The sequence below is a fragment of the Planctomicrobium limosum genome, assembly GCF_051465645.1.
Taxonomy (GTDB): Bacteria; Planctomycetota; Planctomycetia; order Planctomycetales; family Planctomycetaceae; genus Planctomicrobium.
The window spans coordinates 1,905,432-1,926,821 of sequence record NZ_CP195790.1; the positions used below are offsets into that span (position 1 = coordinate 1,905,432).

Genomic DNA, 21,390 nt, shown 5'->3' on the forward strand with positions numbered 1-21,390 from the left:
TCATGTTTGACTGCTCTACAGTAGCGGCCCGTCTTGGGTCCATTGGAGGCGACGTTACAGGTCCGCCCGCTCTCTACATCCTTCCCCTTTGGTAGCCATCGAGCTGCCGTACGAATCCAGCAAGGTGCTTTGCCGCCAACGCTGGCCGATCGGCATTGATTCCCTGACATCCAGGCCAAGAAGCGTGAACGCGGCGTTTGCAAGTGCATCATACTTGCGGTCTTTTGTCATGTTGAGGGTCATTCCATTGGAGAATGTGCCGAATCCGCTGAGCGATGTTTGTTGCGAATACTTATGCCCAACATTTCCACATCAAGCGTGAATGCTGGCAGGTATCGTGCAATGGTAGCTGCGAAGTCCGGATGGTTGTCGTCTTCGATGATTTCGTGAAGCCTACGGTAAGTCTCCCATCTCGATTGCGACTGAACGAGCCCTTGTTTTTGAGCTAGGCGAAACAAACCAGACTCTGGGGTAATGTTGTATGAATCATGTTTCGCAAATTCTTCCTGAATCGCATTCATGGCACATGCAAAAACAAGTGAGAAAGCGGTAAGCAAATGACGGTCACCATCAATACCTGTCTTTCGGGAATTTGCTCTTAGCGTCAGCAATCCGTTTTCGAGCGACTCTACGGTTGCTCTCGGGTGCGAATCAGTGGCCATGGGGTCCTTGAATATTAAATGCAAAAGACTGACCTGACCTACCATGAGCGTTGCCCGGTGTCACACGAAAACAGCAGGCCGAATCGTTCTTTGATCTAAACCAGGTGTCTGGAGGCACCCGAAGGAAAAATTCTTCCATTTTCCTGAAAAAACAGCAGAGTCGTCATCCATATGGCGGTCATGTTGCGATGACGCGGCAGTGGTATGGAAGCGAACGCCATCCCAGCAAACTGGCTCTGAGTGCGCGAGAGCATGAATGTATTAACAAAGCGTTAATCATTCTGTGCCATGATAAAATCAGAGCATGATTCGAGTAACCCAACAAGAACATGCTGCTGGTGCCAAACGCTACTATGCCAGTGCCGACTACTACGTGGACGGTCAAGAGATGATCGGTCAGTGGGGTGGCAAGGGTGCGCAGCGACTTGGTCTTTCCGGTGAAGTGAGCAAAGAGGCGTTCGAGCGTCTTTGCGATAATCTGCATCCTGAAACGAACCGGCCACTTACTGTGCGAACCCGCGCCGAGCGTACCGTCGGGTACGATTTCACATTCTCTGTTCCCAAATCTGTATCACTACTTTATGGCCTGACCGAAGATGCCGACATGCTAGAGGCATTTCGCGAAGCGACGCGCGAGACGATGCTTGAAATGGAAACGGAGATGAAAACCCGCGTTAGGCGGGGTGGCCAGGATACCAACCGCACCACGGGCAACATGGTCTGGGCTGAATTCATCCACACGACGTCGCGTCCCGTTGATGGTGTGCCCGACCCGCAACTCCATGCGCATTGTTTTGTGTTCAACAGCACCTGGGACACAGAAGAAGAACGCTGGAAGGCCGGTCAGTTCCGCGAACTGAAACGTGATGCTCCCTATTTCCAGGCGGCGTTTCGGGTGAGGCTGGCGAACCGGTTGCAAGACCTTGGCTTTGGTGTGGTCCGCAAACGCGATGATTTTGAAATTGCGGGCATGCCCATTGATGTGCTTAAGCGGTTTTCCCGCCGGACGGAACTGATCGAAGAGACGGCGCGCGAAAAGGGTATTACCGATGCCGACCGTAAAGCCGAAATTGGCAGAGAAACCCGGGAGAGCAAAGGCAAAAACCTTTCTATGACCGAGCTTCGCAAAGAGTGGCTGAGCCGCTTGTCGAGTGATGAACGTGACTGGATTTCCGGGGTGTTCAATCGCGAGACGTCACCTGTCTTCTTTGAGCCTGGGCAGCGAGGTGCAGTGACACATGCGATCGACCATTGCTTTGTGCGTGATGCGGTCGTGCCTGAGCGAAAGTTGATGACCGAGGCCTTGAAGCGGGGACTTGGCACCGTGAACGTCGAAGGCACGGCCGCCGAACTTGCTGGTCGTCCGCTAATTCGTAGTCAGGTTGATGGGCGTGACATGGCAACAACCCGCGAAATGCTCTCGTTGGAATCGAAGATCGTGGGATTTGCAAGAGATGGCCGTGGCCGGTGCAGGCCGCTTGGCAAGCCGGATAGACCCTTTACTCGTGACTGGTTCAATGAAGGCCAGAAAGCTGCGGTGCGCCATGTGCTCGGCTCCCGCGACCGCGTGATGGTTATTCGCGGTGTCGCCGGTACCGGCAAGACCACACTGGAGCAGGAGATTGGCGAGGCACTTGCCGAGGCAGGAAAGCCAGTCGTTGCCATCGCTCAATCCGTCAAAGCGAGCCGTGAGGTACTGCGGGAGGAAGCGGGATTTTCTTCCGCTGATACGGTTGCTCGTTTTCTGGTCGATACCGACATGCAGCAATCCGCGAGAGATGGTGTCATTCTTGTCGATGAGGCAAGCCAACTCGGCACGCGGGATATGCATGCCATCTTTACGGTCGCAGATGCTGTTGCCGCTCGTGTTATCCTCGTTGGAGACCGTAGGCAGCATAAGAGCGTTACCGCTGGCGAACCGCTCAAACTACTTGAAGACCGTAGTGGCCTACCGGTTGCCGAGGTCACAGAGATCCTGCGTCAGGGAGGAGATTACAAGAAGGTTGCCGAGCATTTGAGTCAAGGGCGTGTCGGCATTGCATTTGAGGAACTGGACAAGCTCAAATGGATCAGGCAGGTCGGTGATGGCGAGCGATATCAGCAGCTCGCTTCCGCCTATCTGGCGGCAGTCAAGGAACGGACAAAGGACGGCACGCATAAGACCGCCCTGGTAGTCTCGCCGACCCATGCTGAGGCAGCGCGGGTGACGCATACGGTTCGTGAAAGTCTTAAAGCAGACAGAAAACTTTCGGACGAACGAATGATTACCACATATGTGGCTGCCCATTTGACCGACGCACAAAAATCAGATGTATCGGAGTATGAGATAGGCGACCGGCTTGTGTTCCACCAGAACGCGAAAGGTTTTACCAAGGGGGATCGGCTGGATGTGACGGATACGGTTTTGCCGCCGACCAGTTTTGCGGACCGATTCGAAGTGTACCGAGCCCGACCATTGGCACTGGCAATGGGAGATCGCATTCGCATCACGGCAGGAGGCAAGACCAAGGACGAAAAGCACCGACTTAGCAACGGCTCGCTCTACGATGTCGCCGGTTTTACAGTCACGGGCGATATCCGTCTAACCAACGGATGGGTGATAGACCACGATTTTGGACATATCGCCCACGGCTACGTCACTACCAGCCATGCCAGCCAAGGGGCGACCGTGAACAAAGTGTTTGTCGCCATCGACAGCGAATCAATGAAGGCAACAGACCAGCGTACAGCCTATGTGGCAATTACGCGTGGCAAAGAGCAGGCGGTAATTTTCACCGACGACCATCTCGGTTTGCTTAACGCAGCATCACGAGCCGACCAGTCTCTCTCGGCGACGGAATTGGCTGAACAAAGCCCCAAGGCAAAAACATCCCCGGCCAAACTTTTCGCCAATCGCAGGCGAGGGGCGAGAACCGGCGTAAGTCCGGAGCTAACGCCGCCAGGCCCAACGCCTCCAGAGCGACCGACAAGGGAGCAAGACCATGCACGATGATATGACTCCACATACCGACCGGCTCTCCAGCAATCCGCATCTGTCGGGGAGAATGCCACTTCAGGGAAAGAAGCCGCAGTCCGAGGGCGAAGGAGCGTGCCCGGCCTTCGGTTATCTTCGCGGTCTGCATGAGCGTGCGAGCGCCATTGAGTTTCGCTTACAGCATGGAAGTAGCGTCTGGTTTCCTTATAGCTGGCTGGGGACGTGGAAGTTCGATCCGTCCGAGGGGCTACTGATCAAATTCTCAGGCGATCTTATTTATTTGGTGCTGATTCGGGGCAGCAATTTGGACTGCCGCATAGAGGGCGGCGGCGTCGACTTGATCCGTGCCGGATTGCAACGCCATCGCGTGCTTTTTGTCCGGGAAATGAGTGAAGCGGACATAGCAGAGGTCGACGAGAACTCGCCGACTATTGACAGCATTCAGATCGCTGAGTTTGAGTCGCATGAGGCGATCAAGGAATGGCTCGCGCAGAACGCTCCAGCGTTCGTGACCTAAAGTCTCAGAGATTTGCACATGTGGCGGCGAGCCACATTGAACGCATTGTTAAGACTGGCCGTGTAGTATCTCCAGATAGATCTTTATTCAATTATTTTCGGCATTGTACAATTTCCCAAGACGACAGCCTTAGCGGGCCATTGTGCCAGCGAGTCGTTCCCACTCCAGCGACATCGCAGATGTGACGGTGCGGGGCTTCTCCGTTAATCCGGCTCCACAGGAGGCAGGGAGAATACCCATATCCAGCAGTCCGGCGCTGAGAAAGCGCGGATATCGAGCGCACCAAGGTCGCCGGTCTTCAATCTGGCAGCCAACTCGCGCGCGTCGCGATACGTCACTGTCAGGTTGACAAGTAAACCGCCATCAGGTGCGGTCGGAAAATGCCCCATCTGGGTTGTGCCGATCGCAACCTCGTCTACGAGCGGTACGCGTTCGGTCAACTCCGCGATTAGCTGCTCCGCAGTTGGCAGATCATCGGAATGTGTGGAGATGATGATTGAAGCCTTCGTGCGCACCATGTCGTTCGCGTGCGAGACGGTCTCCGCTTTGGCAAGCAGCGTCTTGAAGGCGACGTCCAACGCCAGCGCAATGCTTGCCAGGGTGTTCGCATAGACGTCTGCGCTCCGCTCGACGTTCTCGACCGTCCTAAGTGAGCAATCCGCATGGCGGGCGAGATCCTCCGTGCGCCAGCCCTTGGCGAGCCGTGCCTGCCTCACTGCGTCCCCATCCGGTTGTACCGATCGCTTATTGGCCATGTGACCTTCCAACTTGCGCCAACTTGCGGGCAACAGGGATAAACCCTTCCAGCACGCCAGCTTACCATTCTCCAAGTGAATGAAAACCTTATCTGGGAGAGGGACATGAGACTCAATCGACCACAAAACGGCTGCCCCGGTTCAGAGTGGCCATGCAGTCGCAATCAATGGATTCTACCAAGCGCGACCTGCGGATACGAGAACTCGGTAGCAAACGAATTCTACGGTGCGATGCCTATCGACGAAAAAGCTCGGATCGGCATCCAGACGTTTCAATCGAAAGATCAAAAGAACCAAGACTCCGTGGCCGATGGGCGATCACTTCATTGCTCGATTTGCCCCTGCGGCGTGCAAAGAAGACGTCGATATCTGCGATTTCTCTGTTGCCTTTACTGGCTGAGGAACCGTTGGGCACTGTGCTTGGCCGGACATTTCTTATTGCTGACCAGCATCTTGCGGCGACATACGCCCGCTCATCGTTCTTGCCGCTTTCCATGAACGGGCAGATCGTTCTTGTGAAGCAGCTACCCGAATCCATCAAACCCTTCTCAATACTTCAATAAGGAATACTCCAATGGCAACCCTCGCCACCAAACCCCTGACCTGGTTCAAGGCGGGCTCGCAGGCCCGAAAACAATTCGATGAGTCGGAACTGCGCAGACTCGGCGAATCCCTCAAAGTCCGACAGCTCCAACCAATACTGGCCCGACCTGACGGGACATTGATCGCCGGAGAAAGGCGGCTGCGGGCGGCAAAGCTCGTTGGCCTTACCGAGCTTTCGGTTGTCGTTTCCGATGAGCCGATGACCGAGACGGAGCTTCGCATTTTCCAACTGGCGGAGAATATCCACCGGGCAGACCTTACTGACGCTGAGAAATGGCAAGCCTGCGAGGAACTGCTCCGGCTCAATCCCGGTTGGAGCAACAAGGATCTGGCGAGTCACTTAAAGCTGGCGGAGTCCACCGTCACCAAATACCTCTCCGCCTCGCGCTGCATCCTTGAAGTGCAGCAGGCCTTGGCCTCAGGCGAGATCGGCATCACCACGACGTACGAAATCAGCCGGGCCGGAACTGACCAGCAGGCTGAATTGCTGGCCCTCAAACGCTCCGGCACGTCCCGCGACGAACTGGCCAAGCGTGTCCGCAAACCGAAGGCGTCAGACACACGGCAAGTGCGGATGAAACGCATCCTCTGTCCATTGCCTTCGGGCGTTTCCATCGCAGTCTCCGGTGCGGAACTATCGCTCGACGACTTCATCGAGGCGCTCGGCGACGCGCAAAAGGAAGCCCGCAAAGCCCGCGAGCAATCGCTCGACGCGAAGACATTTTCAGCCGTCATGAAAGATAAAGCCAAGAAAGGAGGTGCGTAATGGATACCAACTACAGCCTTCGCGGTGTGGTTCTTGCGGGCATCGGCCTGGTGCTGCTTGGCAGTGCCGCCATCGTTTGCCTTGATTCCCCAAATCCTAGCAGTGAAGTGCTCCTGCTTGGCGGTGGTGGGTTTGTCCTCATGCTGCTTGGCGTCATGCCGAAGCAGCGTCGCGGCACCACAAGTTACAAACGCCGACGGTCACCGGACGGATTGGACCGGGTGCTGTTTGCGTGGAATGACAGCGACCAGTTTACGGTTCGCGATCTCTTAAATGGCGGTGTTGCCATCTTCGGCCGGACGGGATCAGGCAAGACATCGTCCAGCGGCAAGGTGCTGGCGAATGCGCTCGCACGGCTGCCGGGTAGCGGCGGCCTGATTCTCGCTGCCAAGCCAGGCGAAGACCGGGCGATGTGGGAAAAGATTTTCGCGGCGGCGGGAAGGTCAAAGGACCTGTTGATTTTCTCACCGGATTCCCCGCTCAGGTTTAACTTTCTGGATTACGAAATGGCTCAGGGCGGCCATACACGCAACATCACCAAATGCATCACAGTGATCGGAGAAACACTTGGCAGTAGCGATACGGACGGCCGCGAATCGTCTGACTTCTGGGACAAAGAGCAACAGCGGATGATCTATAACGCGGTTGAGGTGGTCAAACTGGCCACCGGCCGCGTCGGTGCCCCGGACCTGCACCGTTTTATTACGGGTGCTGCTACATCTGCGAATCAATTCACGTCGGAGGAATGGCTTGCAGGATTTCACAATGAGTGCCTGAAAGCAGCATGGGAGAAACCCAAGACTGCGATTGAGCAACATGACTTCGAACTGGCCAAGGAATATTGGCTGAACGAGTTCGTGTTCATGGCGGACAAAACTAGGTCATCGATCATGACCGGGGTGATGGGTATCTTGCATACCTTCAATACCGGGATCGTTCGCGACCTGGTCAGTTCCACCACCAACGTAACGCCTGACGATTTGTTTGCCGGTAAGTGGGTGCTGATCGATATGGCTCCGTCCGAATGGGGCGACATTGGACTCTTCGTTGCAGGCGGCTGGAAGTATCTCAGCCAGAAGGCCTTGCTCAAGCGAGTGGCCGACTCGCGATCAAATGTGGTTACGATCTGGGCGGACGAGGCACAGCAATTCGTCAATAGCTTTGATGCCCACACTATCGCCCAGTGCCGGTCGCATCGTGGCTGCATGGTTTTTCTCACTCAGTCGCTTCATGCCTACTACGCGGCGCTTTCCGGCCAAGCGGGACGTCATCAGGCCGACAGTTTACTTACAAATTTCCACACCAAATTGCTGCACGCATTGGGCGATATTGAAACCGCCACCTGGGCCAGCAGCCTTATCGGTAAATCCTTACAGACCTTCACCGGTGGGTCGATGACACCAAGTGAAGGCATGTACGACGACCTGATGGGAGCCAGCCGCTACAGCGGCAATTTCTCGCAGCATTTTGAATCCATCTTACAACCCAATGCCTTCATGCACGGGCTTCGCACGGGCGGAGCCGCCAACGGTTTTGTGTGCGACTGTTTTGTGATTCGAAGCGGTGAGCCATTTGCCGGTGGTGCGAACTGGCTGGCCACCAGCTTCGACCAACGAACGCCTGGCTGACATCACTTCGCTCCCGGCAGATTACGCCCCACAAACTACGACATTGGATACCACGACATTGGAAGGTGGTTTCCATGCCTCGCGCTGACAATACGTATCCATCGAGCCAATAACACCTTTTCACTTTTACAAGGAACCGAAAGATGACGACGCAACATTCACCACAGCAACAAACCTCACCGGGCGACCGCATCACGATGGCAGGATCGTTCAACGGTCTGCATCTTCTCGCCCATGCCCACTCACTTAGCTTTACCGTGTTTCTGCGGACTGATTTTGGGAGCGAAGGCATCGGCATGTGCGGCCTTGGCACCATCGTGATGATGCTGAGCTGGGGAGCCTATGCCAACTGCATTCCCATGTTTGTTTTCTTCCTGCTGTGGCTGGTCGCTTTGATCTTTCAACGGATCAGATCGTTCAGCAATTGGCGTCGAGGGATTGCTATCCACAGCCGCTACAACGGCACGCCATGGCTTTCCAGGCGTCTGTTTCCGCGTGTCTCGGAATTGAACGCCAGGGGCGTTGATGCCTTCATCTGCTTTGCAGTAGGCGGGGTGATAGCACAGTTCAACCAGCCACTTGGCTTGTACATCATGGCCGGATTTTTCTCGGTGATGTTTACCGAGGCAATCATGGTTGAGGCCAACCGCCGCCGACTCCGCCAGATGCGTGACGCGGAAATCGAGCAACGCTACCTCGCCGAGACCTATAAGTCTGGACGTTTCTAATCCCTTCCTCTTTTTGAAAGGTAACTGCCATGTCAGAAGAACAGGACGGCATCTGGAAACAGATGCTTGCCAAACGGGCCGAATGGGCGGCGGAACAACCGTCCCTTTCGGCTGAGCTGAAAGCTATGGGCCGCGAAGCGATCAAAGACATTCGCGGCACCCTCCATCAGGCATATTTCGGGCAGCCGGAACATATGTCTGAGATGGGTACGCCCCTAAACCCTACGCCGCAAATGACGACGCAGGATTTGGGTACGGTCCATGGTTCCTATCAGTCGGAACTCGATTCCTACGCTTCCCGCGCCTCACAACTCGAAACCCAACAGGAGAAAGAACGATGAATCATTTTTCAATGTCCCTTGAGACCATCACCCGCATTAGCCTGCTGCTCGATGTGTTGCTGCTGATGGTCATGACGTCCGGCGTGACCGCTCTGGTTTGCCGGGAGATTTACAAACGCGAGTGACCTTACGCCGGTCTGATTTTCTTTCACCTACGTTCCGTTGTTTCCCATTTCATGAAGGAGTGCATCATGCACACAAGCATCAAGTTCCGTTGTCAGTATTGCGGCACGAAGATCTCTGCCAAAGAGTATCTGGTGGGCAAGTCCCGCCCGTGCCCGTCCTGTTCGTCCCTCGTGAGGGTTCCTGCGAACGTCCCGCCTCAGTTGCCATTGGCCACAACGGCAATGACAGGGGCGATGACAGGTGGGCAGATGTTCCAGCCACCGCTCGCCGAAGCACCGCGATGGCAGCAGATGCTCGCAATGGAAGCCGCGCCTACACAATGTCCGGCACCTTCCATTCCGGTGGAGATTCGACTGCCGGGCAAACTTGGCGGCCTGAAAGCCCGTGTCGATCAGACCACCAGCAACTCGATGGCGATGACGTTCCTCGGTGGGGCGTTGGTTGTTCTCGGGGCCATCTTGTTTTCCTTGCTCGGCATCAAACGCCGGATCGTCTGATGGCCGGATCGCCTGATCGGGGTGTAGCTATTGATTGGTCGTTTAACAGATTTCTCAGATCGGGCGGCAGCGTGTTGCTGCCGTCCCATTTCTTCATGCTTCAAGGAGAGTGTCATGGTCGTAGTCGTATTTCTATTCGCGGGCATGCTGGGCATCGCCTGCTTTCTTTCCTGGTGTGGCTTTCAGCGGATCGCAGCGCACCTGCGAGACAAACCCGATGCAACCCGGGCCGTGGTTGAACATGTCCTGATGCCCCTTCTTGGAAAGACGGGCGGCACAGGACGGTCAAGCAGCCTCGACGCTCCGTCAGCGTCTGCACGTTAGAGCAAATGGTTGATTGCATCAGGCAGAAAAGACTTCTGCCTGATGCCTTCGCCTAAGGAGAGTGTCATGCAAACGGACAGTACCGGATTGGAATCGCGGCTTACCCGTATCGAACAGATGCTTGCCGCATTGGTTGAGGGCCAGCAGGCCCGGCAGTGGTACAGCATCGAAGAGTTTGCCCGGATCGTAGGGCGTTCGACCTATACCTGCCGTCAGTGGTGCCGCAGTGGCCGTGTTACTGCTCGCAAGAAAGATAGCGGACGCGGAGCCTACCTGGCGTGGACCATCTCGCATGCGGAGCTATTGCGTTTTCAGCAGGAGGGCCTTCGCCCCCGACATGACAATGACAACCTGCCTGCCTTGCAGGCGGACGGATAGAAGTGAGGTATCACGATGTCTGAGCACAACGATAAGGAAAGGGACAAGAATCCCAACAAGCCGCCGGGCCGTAAACGGCGGCGGCTTCCCGTCCGTGCGTTCTTTCTGCTGGATGATTCACTGGCAGCGAATGACCAGCATCCGCTGGCGGCATCACCGCCAGCGGTACGTGAGGCAAGTCGGTTGCGGCTCATTGCCAGCGTCCTGGCACGTTTGGCCTCCGCAGGCATGGAAGCGGGCTGACTATCGGTTAAAATAAACGACTTCGGGAAATTGATAGCAGTCTTGAGCGAAAGCGTGGTGACAACGTGCGAAAGAAAAAATCATCAAAGGAGCAACGGCCCCTTCGAATTGCCGGTTATGTCCGCGTGTCATCACAGCGTCAGGCAACCGAAGGCGACAGCCTTGTTGCACAAGAGCATGAAATCGAACAGGAAGTGGAGTCCCGCAAACGACGTGAGGACTGGGATGTCGGCTCTCTGGAGTTCTACATTGATGCAGGCAAGAGTGCAAAAGATCAGAACCGCCCGCAACTCCAGCGATTGAAACGCGACATTGCCGCAGGCAATATCGACGTCGTTATCTGCTTCAAACTCGACCGCATTACCCGCAGCCTCAAAGACTTCGTCGATTTGTGGGCACTCTTTGCCGACCGCGATGTTGATGTGATCTCGCTTCGTGAGAAGTTCGACACGTCGATGCCCACCGGTGAGGCGATGGTTCAACTCATCATGGTCTTCGCTCAGCTAGAGCGGAAGATGACCGCCGAACGTACATTCTCAATCATGCGTGACCGCGCCGACCGGGGTTTGTGGAATGGCGGACATATCGTCGGATACCGTTCCGTGGCTAACGATCCCGGCAATCTGGAAATCGATCCGGAAGCGGCGGAGATCATTCGTCGCATCTTCGACAAGTTCGAGGAACTTGGCTCAGCGGGCGCTGTCACCCGGCATTTGAGTGACCTTGGCATCCGTCTACCGACATACCGCACACGGGCCGACAAACTTCGTGGCGGCAATCTGTTCACCAAACAGAAGGTAATCGGGATTCTTCGCAACACCATCTATCTTGGCCAAATTCGATGGGGCGATTCTGTCCGCGACAATTGCCACGAGCCGATCATTTCGCAAGAACAATTCGACCGCGTGCAATTGGTGATCGGAAAAACGACGCAGCGGCGAATGAATCTTAAAAAGCCCAAGGGCCGCGTTTACTTGCTGTCTGGCCTGCTTCGCTGCCAGTGCGGGGCACACATGGTCGGGGCATCGGCCCACGGCCGGACCGCCAAGAACTTCTATTACGTCTGCACCCGCCAGAACCACGAGGCCGGGAAATACTCGTGCAGCGCTTCGCGACTGCCTGCCGTTGCCCTGGAGAAGGCCATCATCGGGCGTATCGGGCAAATTGGCCGACTGGTCGAGGCACGCGACCGGATTGTATCAGAAGCACTGTCTTGTCTCGGCGGGGAAGCGGAACGTCTTCGCGAAGAGGAGGACCTTTCCCGCAGGAGACTGGCTCAGCTACGCGGCGAATCGACAAAGCTGATCGAGGTGCTCAAATCCTTCGGAGCCAAAGGTCTTGTAAGCGTACAGTCGGAACTGGAGCGGTTGGAGGCAGAGGAAGTCCAGGTCAAAAAGAGTTTGACTGACATCGCCAAACGCCAAGCACCCGTCGAGCGAGTCGGTGAAGATGCGAAAGCGTTCCTCGACACCTGGCATGACATCGGCGAATTGCTGGAATCAGCCACGCCCGAAGAACAGTTGCAGATTCTTCAACACTACATTGAAGTGATTGAACTGGGGGCAATTGACCAGAGCAGCAAGACGGGCACCTACGCCATGCGGCTATTCCCGGAAGTGCGTCCCGATCGGGGCTTCGATTTCGACGCAGACGACAGCCCGGATGACGGAAATCCAAACCCGGAAACGACAAACGGAGCCGTCCCCGAAATCGGAAACGGCTCCGCCTGTGTTAACCTTGGACGGCTTGGTTCGCATAACCGTCCAGAAAGCTCCCCGAGTAGGGCTCGAACCTACGACCTACGGATTAACAGTCCGCCGCTCTACCGATTGAGCTATCGGGGAAAATGTGTGGGCGTAAAATATTTCAAACGAAGATGACTTTCAACCCAACAAGCCAAACATCGTAAGACTTTTTATGAAAACGTCTTGGACATGGCGAGAAGTGCCGGTGAACAATTCTTTTCGGATTATCACCAGCCCACACAAACGCACCACAGCCCACTGATGCGTCTTGTATGGAGAGCAATTTTCGACGTTCTCCAACGTTTCTGGCACGGGGGCATCCGCATGTGGCCCTGCAGATGCCTTCCTTCCGGACACCCTCTCAGCCAGCAGGTTCACCCAAACCTGCTAAAACATTGTTCGTTCAGAGATGGTCGGCTTCATTTGAGATCGCAAGAAGACATCGAGTCCAAAGATTGTTTCGAAAAAGCCCTGATTTCGCCGCAAGGCAATCTGCTCAATCGAGAGATCCTCAGCCGTGGCGACCGAGATCACGATTCGGTTTCTCACCCGACTGCATTCAATCTGACGAATTCGCTGATTACGAGAGGCGTCCAGAGCGAGTGCAATTCGCAGGATCGCGGCGAGCTTGGATACAACGACTCTCCGACTACGATCCATCGAGGCATACGGCTGGTGTGTCGTCTTCGGCATTGAGCGGCGATGGTAGCGGGCAACGAGGCCGACCAACAGCAGATCATCCGCCGTTAACCCGAACAGCGTACTGTTCATGATCAGATACATCGAGTGTTTGTGCATACTCGAGACATTGATGAATGCCCCTGCTTCGTGAAGCGCCGCCGCAACGTACAGTAAGGTTTCAAACCGGTCATCCAGTCCGTGCTCTTTTCGCAGTTGTCGAAACAGCTGCCTGCACAGTTCAGCAACATTGCGGGCGTGATCCTCGTCGACATGGTAACGATGTGCGAGTTCCCAGGTGGCCCGAATGATCTGCTTCTGAAAATCGTCAGTCCACAGGCCGCCTTCAGACATGTCCCGCAACAGTCCGTCGCGGAGATTCATGTTGCAGACGTAAATCTTCGGGACTTCCAGCAGCGATGCAAACTGGAGATTGACCAGCAACGCCGGTCCAACCGTTTCGGCCTCCTGATACGTCAGATGAAACTCACTGACCAGCTGTTCTTCACTGCGTGAGAAGATGTATTCGATAAACTTGGTCAGCTTCGACACTGACAGTTCGATCAGTTTGTCATCCGTCAGCGAGACATTCTCAATCTCCTGCACCGCAAATCGAATGTCCCCACCCATGGCGACCATATTCGCTCCGGTGTGAGACTTGAACTGCTCGTGAAACGGTTCGAGATGACTGTGAATTTCCCCTTCGAGAACGTGCCGGACTTTGTTTCTTGAAACTCGATAAGTGCTGACAAGCTGCTGGAGTCGCAACGACCCGAGACGGAAACCATGAGTGTATGAAACGTTTCCCTGAACAAGAGTCAGCAGTTCCGTGTTCCCGCCTCCGACTTCAACAACAACCGACTCTGATTTGAAAAGAGACGCTCGCTCTTTCAGAAGCGGTTGCACGCTGCGGAAGATAATTCGGTGGACTTCCGCTTCTTCGAGAGTTTCGACCGACAAACCAGTCGCAACGAAGATTCGATCAATAAATGTGATTCTATTCAGCGCTTCCCGTACCGCACTTGTTGCAACAATACGGATATCTTCCTGACGCGTGATGCGATACTCGTCGAGCTTACTGCGGTAACTGCGAAGAACAGAAACGCACTCTTCAATTGTGGTCCGCGAGAGTTCTCCACTGATGAAGGCATCCGTTCCCAGATGAACGGCTTGAGTAAGAGATTCCAAGGTTCGAATTGAACCTTCCGGCTGAATCTCGGCAATCGCCATCCGAATCGCGGATGTCCCGATATCGATCACCGCCACGGTCCGGACACGTTCCTGTGCCCCACGAAAGGAAGTACTCACAACTGGGCTCAATCCACTAAAATATGACCAGAACGGGAGGCAAACGCGGCTCGCTCAACGACTTTTCTCAACGCCCCCATTAGAGCATTTTCACAGCCAGTCTGCACAGGGGACCTTCTACTCGCTGGTGCACCGCGATCCCTTCACACGATCCGGCAAAAGAAATCGGACAACCGACTTGGCGCTAACGAATCGGCTTCCAATCCTCACGAGAACTGGAATTTAACGGGCCTTCCAGAATCATCCCGTCTGGACTCGATTCCACGACACGGTAGGTCATCGATGCCCCGTACTGAGAAACCAGTCGATCCACATTGGCCTGGGGTACTCCACTGACGACGGTATGAGTGAGCAGATTCCCCTTCAGAGTCCAATTCAGATTCAACGTCAGTTCTTTGCCGTAGATCAGGCTAGTCAAAAAATCGAGCGTCACTTTCATTGAGGCCGTCCCGTCCGGGCGGATATCAATCTCCCGGCGGATACTCTGATCGAGCAACCATCGCCCGACCAGATTGTCATCGGAAACCACAACCTCTGCAGAATTAACTGTCACCTTGCCCGCAGAATCAGGGACCTCTTTCACCCCTTCAACGCCAGACTGTCCGCGCACTTCAACCTGATCACTCCCAATGGTGCGCTGCCCGGTAGAGGAATCAGGAACGCCGGCTGTGATCTGTCGGGTTGGAGTCGATACGAATGTCCAAACTCCGGCCAGCAGTAGTCCCAGCAACATCCCCTTCCAATAGATGGACCCATAAGGAGACCCGCTGAGATGCTGATTCAACTGGAGTCGCGAGTAATAGGAGTGCAGGCCCATAATATTTACCGCAGGGTCCGTGACAGTCAGAAGATAGGACAATTGGCAGGTGGAATATTCCGCGTCGGCAACAATCGTTGTAACTCGGTCTAACTAAAGAGTGTCGCAGGATTTCAGGAAGTCAATACCGTCCTTCATTTTACATTGAATCGGACTTACGCCACAATCGCAATTAACGAGTGTTTATGAGTTGAAGGGTTGTAGGGCAAATACCGCCTTCGTGATGAATTGGAGACTGATTCGTCCCGGGATCGTCAGGGAAACTCGCATGTGATCCAGACCACAACGGATCTCCTGAGTGACTCCCTGAACGCGACAATTCTGTAACATCAACCGAGATAAAGTATCTTGATCGCTCACGCACACTTTCACCGCATCCGCAAGCCACCAAAAACGTTATGAACGTTGCTGGAGCTGAAACTGAGTGAAAGAATCAGCGTGAGTGAGATTGACTGAATTTCCCCTCACAGGAAGCAACGATGCTGAGACCACTGTTGTGTCTGGCTGCAGTTTGTATGTGGCATTCCATCATGCCGCATTCTGGCTCCGCAGCAGAGCCATTGACCTTCAATCAAGGCGACAAGATTGTCGTCATCGGCAACACGCTGGCCGAGCGGCAGCAGTATTACAACAACTTTGAAACCCTGCTTCATGCACGGTTCCCGGACAAGCAACTCGTCTACCGCAATCTGGGTTGGTCTGGCGATTCCATTACGCTGCGACTTCGGTCACAGGATTTTCAGGATCACGGCCACACGCTGATCGACCATCAGCCAAACGTGATTTTTGCCTTCTTCGGATATAACGAATCGTTTGCTGGAGAAGCGGGAATCCCGGCCTTCAAGCAGGAACTGGAGAAGTTTCTGGCAGGTTTGAAGCAACTCAAATACCCCACTCACACTTATCCTGTCGGGAAGTTCGAACCGAACGAACAGGACAAGCAAGGGGAAGTGAAAGTTGCTCCGCGAATCATCCTGTTTTCGCCAATTGCCAACGAAGATCTGCCCGGCACTGGCGTCAAGGCGGCAACTCGCAACAACAAGAACATCGCTCTTTACGTTGGGGCAATGGAGAAGGTCGCAGCGAAGGCGGACGTCCAGTTCGTGAATCTCTTCCAGCCAACTGAACCGCTGCTTGATGACTCGAAGACGCAACTGACAATCAACGGTTGCCACCTGACGGATGCAGGAGATGAAGCACTCGCCAAAATTCTCGATCAAGAGTTGTTTGGCACTCCAGTCAAGACTGCACCTGAAGCATTGAAGGCCATCAAAAAGGAAATCACCGAGAAGAACAAGCAGTTCTTCTATGATTATCGAGCCGTCAACGGATACTACATCTACGGCGGACGCAAGAAGCCGTTCGGAGTCGTGAACTTCCCGCCTGAGTTCGAAAAGCTGCGAAAGATGATTGCCAATCGCGATCAGCGCGTCTGGGGGGCATCTCAGGGAAAACAGCTTCCAGCCAAAATCGACGATTCAAACACAGGCGAACTGCCTGCCATTGAAACCAACTTCACAAAAGAAATTGCCATCACTCCGCCACAGGAAGCATTGAAGAGCTTCACTGTTGCAGAGGGGTTTGAGGTCAACCTGTTTGCTTCAGAGGTTGAATTCCCTGAGCTGCAGAATCCGGTTTCAATGACCTTCGATGCAGAAGGACGAATTTGGGTCACAACGAATGCCGCATATCCTCAGTATCTGCCCGGCGTCCCGGTGAATGACAAGATCCTGATCCTGTCCGACAAGGACGGCGATGGAAAAGCTGATCACCAGCAGATTTTCGCAGAAAACCTGTATATTCCAATTGGAGTCGAACTCGCCGACGGTGGGGCGTATGTCTCTGCTCAACCCAACATGCTGTTCCTGAAAGATACTGACGGAGACGGCAAGGCCGACAAGCAGGAATATGTTCTGCACGGGCTCGATTCCGGCGATTCTCACCATGCGTTGCATGCGTTTGAATGGGGACCAGGTGGAGAGCTCTATTTTGCGGAAGGGATCTTCCATCACTCACAGATTGAATCCCCATTCGGACTGACCCGTTCAGCCAATGCTGCGGTTTATCGTTTTGATCCGAAGTCTTCACACTTCAGCAATTTCGTCTCGTACACGTTCGCCAATCCGTGGGGGCAGATCTTCGACAAATGGGGACAAAACCTGATTGCCGACGCCTCTGGCGGAAACAACTACATTGCAGGTCCTTTCTCTGGGGACATCGACTTCCCACGGAAGCATCCAGGGATGAAGCAGTTCCTGGAGAAGCAATGGCGGCCGACCTGTGGCTGCGAAATCGTTTCGTCCCGAAACTTCCCGGACGAGATGCAGGGTGACTTCCTCCTGAATAACTGCATCGGCTTTCAGGGAGTGTTGCAATACCGCCTGCGTGAAGAAGGGTCTGGCTACCATGCAGATCCGGTCAGTCCACTGCTGCGTTCATCCGACCCGAACTTCCGTCCTGTTGATATTCAATTTGGACCTGATGGAGCCCTGTATCTCCTCGACTGGTACAATCCGCTCGTTGGCCATATGCAGCACTCGATTCGCGACCCGAACCGTTCTAAGATTCATGGGCGAATCTGGCGCATCAGCTACAAAGGCAAACCACTCGTCAAACCAGCCAAGATTGCAGGCGAGTCCGAAGAGAATCTTGTCAAACTGCTGAGCAGCTACGAAGACCGGACTCGATACCGTGTTCGTCGCGAACTCCGTGACCGAGATCCAAAGAAAGTAGTGGCCGCTGTCGATCAGTGGATCGCCCAGCTATCACCTGAATCCGCTGACTACGAGCGTATGCTGCTCGAAGGCTTCTGGGTGAAGCAACAAGTCGCCGTGCTTGATGTCAAGTTGCTGAACAAACTGCTTGAAGCAAAGAGCGGACACGCACGCGCCGCTGCCGTTCGCGCAGTCAGTTATTCAATTGATCAGCTCGACCAACCACTGGAGATTCTGCAGAAGGCGGTCAATGATGAGTTCCCACGCGTGCGTCTTGAAGCAATTCGCGCACTGAGCTTCTTCGACAGTCAGGAAGCATTGGACGTCACTGTTGAAGCCCTGCTGCACGAACAGGATGTCTACCTGGAATACGTCTTCAAAGAGACCCAGGAAACACTTCAGCGAAGGATCAGTGCCAAGACATCGGAGTCGAAGTAATTCAGAATGCTTTCACCGGGAAGCACTGATTCATAAGACTTGATTGAATCTGGGACCGCCGAAGAGATCTCTTCGACGGTCCTTTTCTTTTGAGAATCCAATCGGCCTGCTTACCATCACCGGAGACTATTTCCGGGATTCGAATGGGCGATTGAGTGACGTATAGAGAACCAGATTTACAATCTGCCCGGTCGCCGCGAAGTTCTTGATGCGACGACGTGCTTCCCACGTTCCCAGCGCCGGAGAGTAACCATGCTGATGATCAATCAGATTGAGCGCCGCGCGCAAATCGGCATGGGTCCACTCGGATCTTCCATCGGAAGCTGCCAGCCATTTTGCAATCCAGAGAGTCGCAGCAAATGCGAGAGCCAAAGCCTGAAATCCTTCTGTCATCGGCTGGTCATAATAGGCCGGCCCACAGAAATGAAGCCCCTGAATCTTCACGCGAAAGTATCGTCTGAACATCTCCACCGAACGGTCTGGAAGCTCGCCAAAGGATTCATCCAGGGTCTGAATAGGAACCGGCTTTAATCCTTCACCCAATGAAGGCAAATCCCCACCGGTAAGTCCCGCCAGTTGAACTGCAGTTTTCAGCAGTTCAAAACGTCCGCGAATCGAAGTGTCGATGTTCGCTTCCGTGTCTTTTCGAGCATATCGCCCGGCCAACTGTCGAAATTGTATTCGAGTAATAAGTTCCGTAATCGGCCGTGTTTCTGGCAACATCGGGAGTTCGACGGCGGACGCTTCTTTCAACAACGTCAGCAGCTCAGCCAGACGTTCTCCAGAGATCTTTTTAAACTTGGCCTGTTGAACCAGATCCATCCAGAAAAGAGCACGCAGCAGCTGCAATTGAACAGGCGTCTCTGAATCAGCAAACGCACCGTCCAACGCCTCGATGACAACCATCGTGTCTGACCAGATCAGGCGCGTCTTGTCAGTCAGCAACGGTGCTTCAGGCCAGCGATACGGCTTGGGAAGAACGCCGTCCGCAAGAGCCGCAATTTCCTTCTGCTGCTTCTGGACGGGTGCACCGAGGTTGTCGGCGACAGACGGGCAACTGAATCGAAGACTGACGGTAACGCCATCTCCACTGGGGTGAAAGACGTATGGATAGAGTCGACAGGCAAGCGGCTTGGCGGCTTCACCAAATTTTCCATGGATCCGGCAGAGCCCTTGATCGTCCAGAAAAACACAGCCTCCGTCGGCCTGATGGGCCAGTCGAATGCGAGGTTTTGCAAACCAGCTGCGTTCCGTATTGAAAATCGGCTGATCCGCGGGAATCCCTTGAGCAGGCGTCCAATTCTGGGCAAGAATACGATCCCGTTCTTCCTCCGTGATATAAATGGCGTGTTCCCGGCAGCAGCCTCCACAATTGTGGCAGCTCCAGTTCTGCAGAATTGGAAGATGAATCGGAATTGTCCCCATGCCGTAATCATGGCTGTGACGGGCAGTTTCGTCTATTGTTTGGCAGCAGAAATTCCCACCGAAGATTCTCGCGAACTTTGAATTGGGAAGAATTGTCTTCTGTGAAACGAATGATCAACGCATACAATAACGTTTGGACAACAAGTTCAGTGAGAATGACCATGAAGGCGGAATGCCGAAATGGACTCACTGATTAATGAAAATCGCAGTTACGACGCGATCTCAACTATATTTGATAAGGAGCCCGATTTGGGTGAACCACATCGAGAATCTCTACAAGTCAATTCCCGAAAATGCATTCTGGTCGCGGTGCGCGATCCCGATATCGCAAAACAGAAGGAACACATCTTTGAAGAGATTGAAGGGTTAGTCGAAACAGCTGGTACTGAAGTCTTGGGCACTCTCTTTCAGGCTCGAGACAAACCTGATCCTGCATCCTACCTTGGAAAAGGAAAACTGCAGGAATTAAAGGAATTGATCGGGGCGACAGGCGCTGACCTGATTGTCTTCGACAACCACCTTTCCCCATCTCAGGGGAAGCATATTGAAGAAACAACAAAGTGTCAGGTAGTGGATCGAAGCGAAGTCATTCTGGACATCTTCGCGACCCACGCCAGTTCGTTTGAGGCACAGCTGCAAGTGGAATTGGCGCAGCTGTTGTATCTACGTCCTCGCCTGACCCGCATGTGGACCCACCTTGAACGTATTGAAGGGGGGATCGGCAGCGGTCGTGGTCCTGGGGAAAAGCAGCTGGAAACAGACCGACGACTCGTTGACAAGCGTATTGACGAACTCAAACGCAAACTCAAAGCCGTCGAAGAACGCCGGGAAATGCAGGCGTCGAGCCGAACCTCGCATGTGTCCGTTTCCCTCGTGGGATATACGAATGCCGGGAAAAGCACGTTAATGAACGCGCTGACCGGAGCGGATGTTTACATCGCGAATAAACTCTTCGCCACGCTCGACACAAAAACCCGAAAGTGGAAAGTTCCACGCTGGGGTGAAGTGTTGCTGAGTGACACCGTCGGTTTTATTCGAGACTTGCCGCACCATCTGGTCGCATCGTTCAAATCGACTTTGGCAGAAGCCCGTCACGCCGATCTCTTGCTGCACGTTGTGGATGTCAGCCATCCTCAGGCCGAACAGCATATTGAGACCGTCAATAAAGTGCTGGCCGAGTTGAAAGTCGATGCCAGCGAATCGATTCTTGTCTTGAATAAAGTCGATGCGGCCCCGGATCGGGCCTGGGTCGACGTCATGCGATCCCGACACCCGAACTCGGTGACGGTGAGTGCGCGAGACAAGATCGGACTGGATAAACTGGCTCAGATGGTCTCTGACCGTTTAAGCAGCGGCTTCCTTGAGGTGCTGATAACGGCGGATGTCGGCAACGGTAAAGTTCATTCTTTCCTCGTTGAACACTCCGAAGTGGTGAGCACCGACTATCAGGAAGAGAAGGTCGTTTATCAGTGCCGGATCGCCAAACGGTTTGTCCATCTCGTTGAGAAAATCGGGGCGTCTATCACGACCCTCGATGGCCAACCGATCGCCAGAAAGCAAGAAGTGATTTACGAGTTAACCGAGAATCCCGCCTGATTCGGTGAGCGAGCGACTCAAGAATGCAAACGCGGTTGGCAGTCACAATTTGACCGCCAACCGCGTTCTTCTTTTGATCACAGACAACTGACTTCAGATGTCTGACTTCGGACATCAGGTTCGACGG

Annotated in this window: 20 protein-coding genes, 1 tRNA gene and 1 pseudogene; 14 read left to right on the forward strand and 8 right to left on the reverse strand. The window is 54.2% G+C overall.

The window, feature by feature from the left end:
- Positions 1-54: 54 nt before the first annotated feature.
- On the reverse strand, positions 55-231 hold the full coding sequence (locus tag SH527x_RS07155; RefSeq protein WP_437193967.1) for a hypothetical protein: 177 nt from the start codon (positions 229-231) through the stop codon (positions 55-57).
- Positions 232-239: 8 nt separating this feature from the next.
- A complete protein-coding gene (locus SH527x_RS07160) occupies positions 240-707 on the reverse strand; it encodes a hypothetical protein (RefSeq protein ID WP_437193968.1) in 468 nt (155 codons plus the stop codon).
- A 259-nt stretch (positions 708-966) separates the two neighbouring features.
- On the opposite strand from SH527x_RS07160, the gene mobF reads away from it, so the two are divergent.
- Together mobF and SH527x_RS07170 are read left to right on the forward strand one after the other, a co-directional pair.
- Complete coding sequence (gene mobF / locus SH527x_RS07165; protein WP_437193969.1) at positions 967-3,654, forward strand: MobF family relaxase; 2,688 nt, start codon at positions 967-969, stop codon at positions 3,652-3,654.
- Positions 3,644-4,153 carry a hypothetical protein gene (locus SH527x_RS07170; RefSeq protein WP_437193970.1) on the forward strand — a complete coding sequence of 170 codons (510 nt, stop codon included), beginning with the start codon at positions 3,644-3,646 and terminating at the stop codon, positions 4,151-4,153. The genes mobF and SH527x_RS07170 overlap by 11 nt, the downstream gene beginning before the upstream one ends.
- Before the next feature lie 203 nt (positions 4,154-4,356).
- Here the strand turns inward: SH527x_RS07170 and SH527x_RS07175 are convergent, their stop codons facing one another.
- Entirely contained in the window at positions 4,357-4,908 is a 552-nt protein-coding gene (locus SH527x_RS07175) for a helix-turn-helix domain-containing protein (RefSeq protein WP_437193971.1), read from the reverse strand.
- A 574-nt stretch (positions 4,909-5,482) separates the two neighbouring features.
- Between SH527x_RS07175 and SH527x_RS07180 the strand changes: the two genes are divergently transcribed.
- From SH527x_RS07180 to SH527x_RS07225, 10 genes and pseudogenes are all read left to right on the forward strand, one after another.
- Positions 5,483-6,277 carry a ParB/RepB/Spo0J family partition protein gene (locus SH527x_RS07180; protein WP_437193972.1) on the forward strand — a complete coding sequence of 265 codons (795 nt, stop codon included), beginning with the start codon at positions 5,483-5,485 and terminating at the stop codon, positions 6,275-6,277.
- On the forward strand, positions 6,277-7,905 hold the full coding sequence (locus SH527x_RS07185; RefSeq protein WP_437193973.1) for a type IV secretory system conjugative DNA transfer family protein: 1,629 nt from the start codon (positions 6,277-6,279) through the stop codon (positions 7,903-7,905). Before SH527x_RS07180 ends, SH527x_RS07185 begins: the two co-directional genes overlap by 1 nt.
- Before the next feature lie 143 nt (positions 7,906-8,048).
- Entirely contained in the window at positions 8,049-8,633 is a 585-nt protein-coding gene (locus tag SH527x_RS07190) for a hypothetical protein (RefSeq protein ID WP_437193974.1), read from the forward strand.
- Positions 8,634-8,662: 29 nt separating this feature from the next.
- Entirely contained in the window at positions 8,663-8,974 is a 312-nt protein-coding gene (locus SH527x_RS07195; protein ID WP_437193975.1) for a hypothetical protein, read from the forward strand.
- On the forward strand, positions 8,971-9,099 hold the full coding sequence (locus SH527x_RS07200; RefSeq protein WP_437193976.1) for a hypothetical protein: 129 nt from the start codon (positions 8,971-8,973) through the stop codon (positions 9,097-9,099). The genes SH527x_RS07195 and SH527x_RS07200 overlap by 4 nt, the downstream gene beginning before the upstream one ends.
- Before the next feature lie 66 nt (positions 9,100-9,165).
- On the forward strand, positions 9,166-9,597 hold the full coding sequence (locus SH527x_RS07205) for a hypothetical protein (RefSeq protein WP_437193977.1): 432 nt from the start codon (positions 9,166-9,168) through the stop codon (positions 9,595-9,597).
- Between the two features lie 114 nt (positions 9,598-9,711).
- Positions 9,712-9,921 (forward strand): hypothetical protein, encoded by a 210-nt coding sequence (locus tag SH527x_RS07210; RefSeq protein WP_437193978.1) that lies wholly within the window; start codon positions 9,712-9,714, stop codon positions 9,919-9,921.
- 66 nt (positions 9,922-9,987) lie between these two features.
- On the forward strand, positions 9,988-10,299 hold the full coding sequence (locus SH527x_RS07215) for a hypothetical protein (protein WP_437193979.1): 312 nt from the start codon (positions 9,988-9,990) through the stop codon (positions 10,297-10,299).
- A 15-nt stretch (positions 10,300-10,314) separates the two neighbouring features.
- The gene (locus SH527x_RS07220) at positions 10,315-10,542 is read left to right on the forward strand and encodes a hypothetical protein (RefSeq protein WP_437193980.1); all 228 of its coding nucleotides are present in this window, start codon (positions 10,315-10,317) and stop codon (positions 10,540-10,542) included.
- Positions 10,543-10,667: 125 nt separating this feature from the next.
- A pseudogene (locus SH527x_RS07225) lies at positions 10,668-11,687 on the forward strand (recombinase family protein); the annotation flags it as partial.
- A 135-nt stretch (positions 11,688-11,822) separates the two neighbouring features.
- On the opposite strand, the gene SH527x_RS07230 reads toward SH527x_RS07225, so the two are convergent.
- The 4 genes from SH527x_RS07230 to SH527x_RS07245 all read right to left on the reverse strand — a co-directional run bounded on the left by SH527x_RS07230 (position 11,823) and on the right by SH527x_RS07245 (position 15,132).
- Positions 11,823-12,020, reverse strand: coding sequence for a hypothetical protein (locus tag SH527x_RS07230; protein ID WP_437193981.1), 198 nt, complete (start codon positions 12,018-12,020; stop codon positions 11,823-11,825).
- A gap of 293 nt (positions 12,021-12,313) precedes the next feature.
- Positions 12,314-12,386: transfer RNA gene (locus SH527x_RS07235), tRNA-Asn, on the reverse strand.
- A 288-nt stretch (positions 12,387-12,674) separates the two neighbouring features.
- Entirely contained in the window at positions 12,675-14,273 is a 1,599-nt protein-coding gene (locus SH527x_RS07240; protein ID WP_437193982.1) for a Ppx/GppA phosphatase family protein, read from the reverse strand.
- 184 nt (positions 14,274-14,457) lie between these two features.
- Complete coding sequence (locus tag SH527x_RS07245) at positions 14,458-15,132, reverse strand: hypothetical protein (RefSeq protein ID WP_437193983.1); 675 nt, start codon at positions 15,130-15,132, stop codon at positions 14,458-14,460.
- Positions 15,133-15,569: 437 nt separating this feature from the next.
- Here SH527x_RS07245 and SH527x_RS07250 point away from each other — a divergent pair, with 437 nt between their 5' ends.
- On the forward strand, positions 15,570-18,242 hold the full coding sequence (locus tag SH527x_RS07250) for a PVC-type heme-binding CxxCH protein (RefSeq protein WP_437193984.1): 2,673 nt from the start codon (positions 15,570-15,572) through the stop codon (positions 18,240-18,242).
- Between the two features lie 126 nt (positions 18,243-18,368).
- Here the strand turns inward: SH527x_RS07250 and SH527x_RS07255 are convergent, their stop codons facing one another.
- On the reverse strand, positions 18,369-19,667 hold the full coding sequence (locus SH527x_RS07255; protein ID WP_437193985.1) for a YkgJ family cysteine cluster protein: 1,299 nt from the start codon (positions 19,665-19,667) through the stop codon (positions 18,369-18,371).
- Between the two features lie 180 nt (positions 19,668-19,847).
- On the opposite strand from SH527x_RS07255, the gene hflX reads away from it, so the two are divergent.
- Positions 19,848-21,263: a GTPase HflX gene (hflX, locus tag SH527x_RS07260; RefSeq protein WP_437193986.1), complete on the forward strand. Its 1,416-nt coding sequence runs from the start codon at positions 19,848-19,850 to the stop codon at positions 21,261-21,263.
- Positions 21,264-21,390 lie beyond the last annotated feature (127 nt).